The sequence below is a fragment of the Natronospirillum sp. genome (genome assembly GCF_022565775.1).
Lineage (GTDB): Bacteria > Pseudomonadota > Gammaproteobacteria > Pseudomonadales > Natronospirillaceae > Natronospirillum.
Genome location: NZ_JAIUMC010000029.1, coordinates 23,433 through 33,231 on the forward strand (window position 1 = coordinate 23,433; position 9,799 = coordinate 33,231).

The window sequence follows — 9,799 nt, forward strand, 5'->3', positions numbered from 1 at the left end:
GCGGCGAACGGCTCCAAATTTCAGGATGCCTTTTCCAGAAGCGCAGGATAGCGAAGCCCGGCACCCCGTGCAAGATAACCCGGTCGGCAGCGGTGCTGGAGCGCCCGCTGCGCCGGCCGGGTTATGGGTTCAGCGCGATTGGCTGCGCATGGCCTGATAATGATGGCGCAGAGTGGAAGAGCACTCCAGAGCCACCAGAATGGCGGCGATCAGCACCAGTATGTCAACGAAGAACAGGAACCAGTCGCCCGCTTCGAAGAAGGTCCGTAACTGCACCAGCAGGGCAAAGATGGTCATCACTAGCAGAAATATCAGCGGCACGAGGGTATATACAATCGGGCGGCGCTTCTGAATCAGAATGACCGTGATCACCAGCAGCGTCAGCCCTGCCAGCAACTGATTGGTGGTACCGAAGAGCGGCCAGATCAGCATGCCGCCGGCACCCTCGGCACCGCCAGCGCCAAACGCCAGCAGCAGACAGGCACCAACCGCCAGGCTGGTGGCCGGCAAGGAGCGCTTCATCCAAGCCTGGTTATAGATTTCGCCCCATTCCTGAAAGATGTACCGCTGCAGGCGAATGCCGGTATCCATGGTGGTGCCGGCGAACAGACAGGCCATGACGGCCAGCAGTGTTGCAGCGACCTCCTCGGACATGCCCCAGCCCTGGGAAATGATGCTGGCGCCGCCGGCCACGAAGGCCTCCACCCCGCCAGCTCCAAACGAGGCATAGACTGCTTCCCATTCACCCAGGGTGGCAAAGCCGGCTGTGGCAGCGATGATGGCCGCCAGCGCCAGTGTGCCTTCACCGACCGAGCCGAAATAGCCAACAAAGCGAGCGTCCGTTTCTCGATCCAGTTGCTTGGACGTGGTGCCGGAGGCCACCAGACCGTGGAAACCGGAAATGGCCCCGCACGCGATGGTGACGAATAACAGAGGAATAAGCGACGGGGTGCCGGACGGCACATCGGGATTGACCATGGGCGCGACAATGGTCGGGCTGGCAATCAGCACTGCGCTGTACATGACGCCCAGGCCGACGAACAACTGAATGCCGTTGATGTAGTCCCGTGGCTGCAGCAAAACCCAGACCGGCAGCATGGAGGCGATGAACGCATAGGCAAACAGAATCAGTATCCAGGTGGCCGAGTTGGACAGCGGGCCCACCATTTCAGGCAGCTCGATGGGTACCACCGGTCCCATGCCTACCATCAGATAGAGAGAAAGGACACCCACCACCGTGACCAGCGGCAGGCTCGTGTATTGCTGGTAGATGACCACCCCGATGATCGAGGCCACGACAATGGTGCCCCAGACCGCCAACACGGCACTGGGGTAGGCGATCAGCAAATTGGAGATCACCACGGCAAATACGGCGTTGACCATCAGCAGCACCAGGAAAATGACGATCATGAATATGGACCTGGCTCTGGCGCTGACCACGTCGCCCGTCAGGGCGCCCATGGATTTGGCCTTGTTGCGGGTACTGGCCCAGATGGCGCCGAAATCGTGTACGCCGGCAAAGAAGATGGTACCGATAACAACCCAGAGGAAAGCCGGCCCCCAGCCCCAGATCACGGCAACAGCAGGCCCGACGATGGGCGCTGCACCGGCGACCGAGGTGAAATGATGGCCCCATAAAACCACCTTGTTGGTCGGCACATAGTCCACGCCATCCTCGAACTCGTGTGCAGGCGTACGGAAGTCGGGGTCCAGTTGGTAGATTTTTTCGGCGATAAAACGAGAGTAGAAAACGAAACCGAGCGCAAGTCCGCCCAGCCCCAACAGCATCAGAATAATGGCGCTCATGAAGGGTTACTCCTCTTAACTCTGATCTTTTGTTATCGGGGCATTGTGCCCCTCTTTATCACCTCCCTGTTGTACTGCACTTGTTGCAGATTATTACATAAACAATGATTCTGCCTGTTTTGTGGGTTTAAAATCCGGCCTTTTCCAGTCGATCGGCAATCTGCTCCAGAATCTCCAGACCCTGAACATCCGTCGGCAGCAGCGGCAGGCGCGGTGTATAGAGCCCGCTCAGCTCCTTGTCGATGCGGGCCAGATAGGCTGTCTCCTGCTCCCGCCGCTGGGCCAGAAACTGACCGTCCGCCTCCTGCGGTATAACCCGATTGACCACGGCAACACTGACCTTCAGCCCGGCCTCGGTCAGCGCAGCGACAGCGCGTCCGGTTTCCAGTATGGGCAGGCGTTCCGGGGTCAGCACAAACACGAAAGCACTTTTACCTTCGTCTTCCAGGCGATGGCGGGCCTGATGAAACAGCCGTTTGCGATCGGTCAGGGTGCGTGCGATCTGCTGACTGCGGTCATCCAGGTCAGCAAATGGGTCCTCCTGCGGATCATCAAATGGGGTGGGTACGTCGCGTCCCGACTTGGGGGTCAGGTGCTTCAACACATCACCAAGTTGTGCCGACTTCTTGTTGCTTTGCAGCAGACCGTCGGTCCAGGCCGCCATGGCCTCGGGCAGCGTCAGCAAACGCAGCGTGTGGCCGGTCGGTGCCGTGTCGAAAATGATCAGATCATAGCGTTCGTCTTCGGTGGTGATCAGACGGGCGATACGCTCCAGCAGCGCGGCCTCCTGAGTGCCGGGCGATTGCCGGCTCATGCGCATCTGACGCTCCAGTTCCGGCATCATGTCCGCATGGGCATAGCGGCGCATCTGGCTCAGTACGCCGTCCAGATGCCGGTCGACTTCGGCGTCCGGATCGATCTCCATGGCATCCAGGTTGGGCATGATGCGCTGAGGGTGATCGCCCAGTTTGCGATCGAACACGTCGCCCAGGCTGTGCGCCGGGTCAGTGGAAACGATCAGGGTGCGCTTGTCTCGTCGGGCGGCCAGCACGGACAACGCCGAAGAAACGGTTGTCTTGCCAACGCCCCCTTTGCCACCGACCCAGACGATACGGGCATTCAATACATCCTGCATGTGATCAGGTCCTGAAAGTTGTCAGCAGCATTTGAAGTGGTCGAGCGGGGAGTGCTCCATGCCCATGCGCCTGTGCCAGTCGTGAAACCGCTCCAGCAGGAGCGGTTGCAGCTCAAGCGTATAGTAGGACGCCGGGTTGGGCACTCCCATCATTTCGGAGAACACCATCAGCATGAAGAGGTCTTCTTCATCCCGCTTGGCGCGGGCGATGGCGCTCCGATAAGGCGCTGAATAGACTTCCTCAGCGACATAGGTGGCCTTGCGCAACCACTCGGCAATCGTCTGTCTATCCAGCGGCATGGCTCAGGACTCCTGTGTCTTCGACTCGCGCCGCAAGCGCATCAGGGTGGAAGTACATTCCAGTGCTACCAGTATAGCAGCGACCAGAACCACCACATCAAGGAACAGCAGGAACCAGGCGCCATCGTTGTAGAAATCGACCAACTGCACCAGCAGGGCCGAAATCGTCATGACCAGCAGGAAGACCAGCGGTACCAGGGTGAAGAGCATCGGACGACCGAGGCGCACCAGCATGACCGTGATCACCAGCAGGGTCAGGCCGGCCAGCAACTGGTTTGTCGTGCCGAACAGCGGCCAGATCAGCATGCCGCCGTCGCCATCAGGACCGCCGGCGCCAAAGGCCAGCAACATGCAGGCAGCAACCGCCAACACCGTGGCTGGAATGTTTTTCTTCATCCAGTCAATGCCGTAGATCTGACCCCACTCCTGGAAGATATAGCGCTGCAGACGAACCCCCGTGTCCATGGTGGTGCCGGCAAACAGGCAGGCCATGACGGCCAGCAACGTGGCCGATACTTCCTGCGACAGACCCAGACCGCCGCTGATGATGTAGGCGCCGCCCTCAACGAAGGCCCCTACGCCGCCCGCGCCGAATGACGCGTACAGAGACTCCCACTCGGCCAGGGTGGCAAAGCCGGCGGTGGCGGCAATGATGGCTGCGAGGGCCAGAGTGCCTTCACCCACGGCACCGAAATAGCCGACGAAACGGGCATCGGTTTCCTTGTTGAGCTGCTTGGAGGTAGTGCCGGACGACACCAGGCCGTGGAAACCGGAAATGGCGCCACAGGCGATGGTCACAAACAACAGCGGTATCATTGAGGGTGTGCCCTCTGGAACCGACTCGTTGACCATGGGTGCCACCATGCTCGGATTCAGCAACAGAACGGCCAGGTACATGACACCCAGGCCGATGAACAGTTGAATGCCGTTGATATAGTCACGCGGCTGCAGCAGTACCCACACTGGCAGCATGGACGCGATGAAGGCATAGGCAAACAGGATGATGATCCAGGTGGCTGTGCCGGACAGGAAGCCGACTTCGGCTGGCATCTCCAGAGGCACGGAGGGCCCGATGAAGATCAGCGCATACAACGCGACCACACCGAAGATGGACACGGCCACCAGGTTCATCTTCTGGCGGTAGATCAACTGGCCGATCAGCAGGGCGACCAGGATAATGCCCCATACCGGCAGTACGGCACTGGGGTAGGTGGTGAGCAGGCCGGCGATGACCACGGCAAACACCGCGTTCACCATCAGCAGCACCAGGAAAATAACGATCATGAAGATCGAGCGGGCACGGGCACTGACCACATCTCCGGTCAGGGAACCCATGGACTTTGCCTTGTTGCGGGCACTGGCCCAGATGGCACCGAAATCGTGCACACCAGCAAAGAAGATGGTGCCCAGGATGACCCAAACGAAAGCCGGGCCCCAGCCCCAGATCACCGCGACGGCGGGGCCTACGATTGGCGCCGCACCGGCGACTGAGGTGAAATGGTGGCCCCAGAGAACGAATTTGTTGGTGGGAACATAGTCCACACCGTCTTCAAATTCGTGGGCTGGCGTTCTGAAGTCAGGGTCGAGTTGGTAGATTTTCTCGGCAATGAACTTCGAGTAGAAGATAAAGCCCAGGGCCAGACCCCCAAGGCCGACAAGCATCAGGACTATCGCACTCATGCAACACCCTCCTAGTCTTGTTGATTGTTATTCACCAAATGTCAATTTGGTGTATTGGCGCTCAGACAAGAGACTAAAAAAAACAGCAAAACTTGTCGCTGTTATACTATAACAGTCGGCATTCAGGGTTTTCACGGGGTGGCGACGCTGCCGGCCCTCACATACGGGAACGCCGGTCAGTGACGGATGGCGTCAAGCAGATTTCTGACACACTGTTGTACAAACTCTCCGCCTTGGCCGGACCCACACTATCAGTGCCTTCTTGTGGTGCACGACGGGTTTATTTCGGTGCCGGGCACAGGCACTGATCAGCATTTGAGCAAGACTAAGGGATTCTACTTAGGCCAAACTCAGCAGCGGCCTCCCGTATGCGCTATCGTTTACTAAAAATTTACGTTTTTGCGCCCTCTGCCAATTCGGCCTTCCCTCTTTCTTCTGCTTGCCTCAGGTAAGGCTGCCACATAAGGAATGATTGAGTATTGACGCACCTTTCGGCGATTCGGAACTGAACACCAGCAGAGTCTTTCAGCCCCACAAGGAAGCTGGCGCTTAACGCTGGCTTTCAAACTCATAAGAAATATTTAAGTCAGGCGTCTGGAGCAGGGAAATATCATCAGTCATCTATTGCAACAGGCTTGTTGTTTGCCTAAGTTGCGAGAGAGCCGGTCAATTCAACGGGTCATCACGACAGGACCACGGCCAGGCAGAACACGGTTAACGGGACGGCATGAATGATGTCGTCTGTCTCGAAACAACGGAGGGGCTACAGTGAACGCAGATATTTTTGAGCAGTGGGAATCGGATATCCGGGGTTATTGTCGGGTTTACCCGACGGTATTCACCAAGGCCTCCAATGCTCGCCAGTGGGATGAAGACGGCAAATCCTATATCGATTTCTTTGCCGGTGCCGGGGTGCTGAACTTCGGTCACAACAACCCCATGATGAAGAAGGCTCTGGTCGAATACATCGAGTCGGACGGGATTACCCACAGTCTGGATACCTATACCGTCGCCAAGCGCGAATTTGTCGAGAAATTCGTCAATACGATTCTCAAACCGCGTGGCATGAATCACAAGCTTCAGTTCATGGGCCCGACCGGCACCAACTCGGTGGAGCTGGCCCTCAAGATGGCGCGCCGGGTCACCGGTCGGCGCACCGTGGTCGCCTATTCACATGCCTTCCATGGCATGACGCTGGGTGCTCTGGCCTGCACCACCAACAATCACTTCCGCAACGCGGCAGGTGTGCCGCTGGAAAACGTGCTGCATCAGCCGTTCGGCTGCGAAAAAACCTGTGCCGGCTGTCAACTGGGCTGCGGTGTGGCGTCAGTGGACCGTCTGCGGGCCATGTATGAAGACAGCTCCAGTGGTCTGGAACTGCCCGCTGCATTCCTGGTGGAGCCGATTCAGGCCGAAGGCGGCGTCAATGTGGCCAGCAAGGAATGGCTGCTTGCCGTGCAGAAGCTGGCTCATGACCTGGGTGCGCTGTTCATTCTGGACGATATTCAGGCAGGCTGCGGACGCACCGGCAGCTATTTCAGCTTCGATGGTATGGGCCTGGATCCGGACGTGATCACGCTGGCCAAAGGCCTGGGTGGCTTCGGCACACCCATCGCCATGAACCTGGTCAAGCCGGAGTATGACAAGCTGTGGAAGCCGGGTGAGCATACCGGCACCTTCCGCGGTCAGAACCTGTCCTTTGTGGCCGGCAAGATCGGCCTGGGCTACTTCGACGATGACGAGTTCAATCAGGACACGCAGCGCAAGGGCAAGGTCATGCAGACTGCGCTGGAGAAGATCGCCGGGGACTTTACCGATCGTGCCTTCCAGGTGCGCGGCAAGGGCATGATGCAGGCCCTCGATGTCGGCGATGGCGAGATCGCCAAGAAGGTGGTTGCCGGTTGTTTTGAGCGCGGCATGCTGTGCGGTGCTGTCGGCACCGGCGGGCGCGCCATCAAGCTGATTCCGCCGCTGACCATTCCCGATGAAGACCTGAAAGCCGGTCTGGATATTTTTGCGGAGGCCGTGCAGGCAGCAGTTGGGGGCTCGTGATGAGACAACGCGATGACATGACGTTTCCGTTCGAGGAATATGAGCGGCGTCTGCAGGGTCTGCGTGAGCGTATGGCGAAACGGCTGCTGGATGCGGTCGTTATCGTGGACCCTGAAAACATCATGTACCTGACGGACTATCAGACGACGGGTTATTCCTTCTTCCAGTGCCTGGTGGTTCCCCTCGAAGGGGAACCCTTCATGATTACACGCAAGCTGGAAGAGTCGAATGTGCATGCCCGCACCTGGGTGGAACTGACCCGACCCTATCCGGATACCGGTGATGCCATCCAGGCGCTGGTGGAGGCCCTGCGCGAGTTCGGTCTCAGCCGCAAGGACATCGGCTATGAGCGCAACAGCTATTACTTTCCCGCCTATCATCAGGACTCGATCCATACCACCTTTACCGATGGCCGCCTGCTGGACTGCTTTGGCATCGTGGAGCAGGGTCGCATCTGCAAATCCAAATTTGAAATCGAAGTGATGAAAAAGGCGGCACGGGCGACCGAGGCGGGCATGAAGGCCGGCTTCGAGGCGTGTCGGGCCGGGGTCACCGAAAACGAGATAGCGGCTGAAATCAGTGCGGCCATGTTTCGCGCAGGCGGTGAATTTCCTGCCGTTATGCCCTATGTCACCTCCGGGCCTCGAACCATGATTGGCCATGCGACCTGGGAAGGCCGGGTTGTGCAGCCGGGTGAGCATGTCTTTCTCGAGGTTGGGGGCTGCTATCGACGCTACCATACCGCCATGATGCGTACCGTGGTGCTCGGGGAGCTGACCGACTCGATGTATGAAGCGCAGGAGCGCATGAAGCTGGCCCTCAAACACTTGAAAGAAGCCATTCGACCGGGTATGACGGTGTCCGATGCGGACAATCTGGTGCGCAACATCATTACCGAGAATGATGTGGGCGCCCATCTGATTACCCGCTCCGGGTATTCCATTGGCATCGCATTCCCGCCGAGTTGGGACGAGGGTTATATCGTCAGCCTGAAGCAGGGTGATTCCACCGTGCTGGAGGAAGGCATGACCTTCCATATCATTCCCTGGATGTGGGGCGTGGATGGTGACAAAACGGTCGGTATTTCCGATTCGCTGTATGTCACGGACCGGGGCTGCAAATCCTTCTTTACGCTCGATGAAGATTTTGTGGTCAAGTCGGAAGAGGGCAGGAAGACAACCAATGGCGAGGCGACAGTGCCGGCAGAAATCAAGGTAATGGCTGACAGTGACGCTCGGCCGGATCTTCCCGAGTCGAGCCAGCCCAAGGCAGCCAAAGACAACAAGAGCGACAAGAAGGCCGCAAAGCAGAAAGCAGCCAATTGATAAGGAGTCAGTTATGTTGACAGCGATTGATCCGAGCACCGGGAAGGTGCTGCATGAGTATGCCCCGATGGACGAGCAGGCTCTTGATGCTGCAATCGAAAGATCTGAAACCGCTTACCGAAGCTGGCGCCAGACTACCTTTGCCCAGCGCGCCGATGTGCTGCGCAAGGTCGCTGCGCTGCTGCGTGAAGATATCGAGCACCTGGCCCCGTTGATGACGGAAGAGATGGGCAAACCGATCAAGGAAGCCCGGGGTGAGGTCGAGAAGGCGGCCTGGTGTGCAGAGCACTATGCGCAACACGCCGAGGCCTATCTGAACACGGAAGAACTGGGTTCGGATGCCACGCGCAGCTTTGTACAGTACCTGCCGCTGGGCCCCATCCTGGGTATCCTGCCGTGGAATGCACCCTTCTGGCTGGCGTTCCGTTTCTGTGCGCCGGCGCTGATGGCGGGCAACACCTGCCTGATGAAGCATGACCCGCATGTGCCGGCCTGTGCCGAAGCCATCGGCAAGCTGTTCGAGCGCGTCGGGGCCCCGAAGGATATCTTCCAGAACCTGCCGCTGGAAACACCGCAGGTTGAAAAGGCGATTCGCGATCGGCGGGTACAGGGCGTTTCCTTCACCGGTTCCGAGAAAGCGGGCAGCATTGTGGCGTCCACTGCGACCAGCGAGATCAAGCCGGTGGTGCTGGAGCTGGGTGGCTCCGATCCATGCATCGTGCTGGCGGACGCCGATCTGGCCGCGGCGGCACCGGTGATTTCGCTGTCGCGCATGATCAATGCCGGTCAGTCCTGTATCGCGGCCAAGCGCATCATTGTGGAAGCGCCGGTTTACGACCAAATGATAGAGCTGCTGCAAGAGCACCTGAGTCGTTTGCAGATGGGTGATCCGCGTGAAGAGAGCACGGATATCGGCCCCATTGCGCGGGAAGATCTGCGTGACAACCTGCATCGGCAGGTGCAGGCCACCAAGGACGCCGGAGCGCGCTGCCTGCTGGGCGGCGAGGTGCCGGATCGGCCGGGTTTCTATTATCCGGCCACCCTGCTGGCGGATGTGACGCAGGACATGACGGCAGCCTGCGAGGAAACCTTCGGGCCGGTGATGGTGGTGATGAAGGCGAAGGACGAGGCGGAGGCCATTGCCATGGCCAACGATACGCCCTACGGCCTGGCCGCTGCTGTCTGGACTGCAGCGGAGCGTGGCGTGGCCATGGCACCCAAGCTGGAAACCGGGCAGGTGGCCATCAACGGCATCGTCAAGACCGACCCGAGACTGCCCAGCGGCGGCGTCAAGCGTTCCGGCATCGGCCGCGAGCTCGGCCCGCACGGCATTCGCGAGTTCGCCAACGCCCAGCAGGTCTGGGTCGGGCCCAAGCAGGGCTGAGCCTTGTGCCCATGGCCCGACCGGTTAGCAACCGGCGATGGTGCCTTACGGACCGTCGCCACGCTCGGGTACATACCTGTGAGACACGCAAAAAACGTCATCCCTGACAGCTCGACC

The 9,799-nt window shown here is 59.1% G+C and carries 7 protein-coding genes; 3 read left to right on the forward strand and 4 right to left on the reverse strand.

The features are described 5' to 3' along the window. Positions 1-129 precede the first annotated feature (129 nt). The 4 genes from LAT62_RS07735 to LAT62_RS07750 form a co-directional block, all read right to left on the reverse strand. Entirely contained in the window at positions 130-1,806 is a 1,677-nt protein-coding gene (locus tag LAT62_RS07735) for a carbon starvation protein A (RefSeq protein WP_293381500.1), read from the reverse strand. 127 nt (positions 1,807-1,933) lie between these two features. Continuing rightward, the gene (locus LAT62_RS07740) at positions 1,934-2,941 is read right to left on the reverse strand and encodes an ArsA family ATPase (RefSeq protein WP_293381504.1); all 1,008 of its coding nucleotides are present in this window, start codon (positions 2,939-2,941) and stop codon (positions 1,934-1,936) included. A 21-nt stretch (positions 2,942-2,962) separates the two neighbouring features. Continuing rightward, positions 2,963-3,241 (reverse strand): cory-CC-star protein, encoded by a 279-nt coding sequence (locus LAT62_RS07745; protein WP_293381507.1) that lies wholly within the window; start codon positions 3,239-3,241, stop codon positions 2,963-2,965. Between the two features lie 3 nt (positions 3,242-3,244). Beyond that, positions 3,245-4,921, reverse strand: a complete 1,677-nt coding sequence (locus LAT62_RS07750) for a carbon starvation protein A (RefSeq protein ID WP_293381510.1) — start codon at positions 4,919-4,921, stop codon at positions 3,245-3,247. 768 nt (positions 4,922-5,689) lie between these two features. On the opposite strand from LAT62_RS07750, the gene LAT62_RS07755 reads away from it, so the two are divergent. The 3 genes from LAT62_RS07755 to LAT62_RS07765 are packed head-to-tail and all read left to right on the forward strand — an operon-like array spanning position 5,690 to position 9,682. Then, positions 5,690-6,973 carry an aspartate aminotransferase family protein gene (locus LAT62_RS07755; protein ID WP_293381513.1) on the forward strand — a complete coding sequence of 428 codons (1,284 nt, stop codon included), beginning with the start codon at positions 5,690-5,692 and terminating at the stop codon, positions 6,971-6,973. After that, the gene (doeA, locus tag LAT62_RS07760) at positions 6,973-8,298 is read left to right on the forward strand and encodes an ectoine hydrolase (protein WP_293381516.1); all 1,326 of its coding nucleotides are present in this window, start codon (positions 6,973-6,975) and stop codon (positions 8,296-8,298) included. The genes LAT62_RS07755 and doeA overlap by 1 nt, the downstream gene beginning before the upstream one ends. Positions 8,299-8,311: 13 nt before the next feature. Continuing rightward, entirely contained in the window at positions 8,312-9,682 is a 1,371-nt protein-coding gene (locus tag LAT62_RS07765) for an NAD-dependent succinate-semialdehyde dehydrogenase (protein WP_293381519.1), read from the forward strand. Positions 9,683-9,799 lie beyond the last annotated feature (117 nt).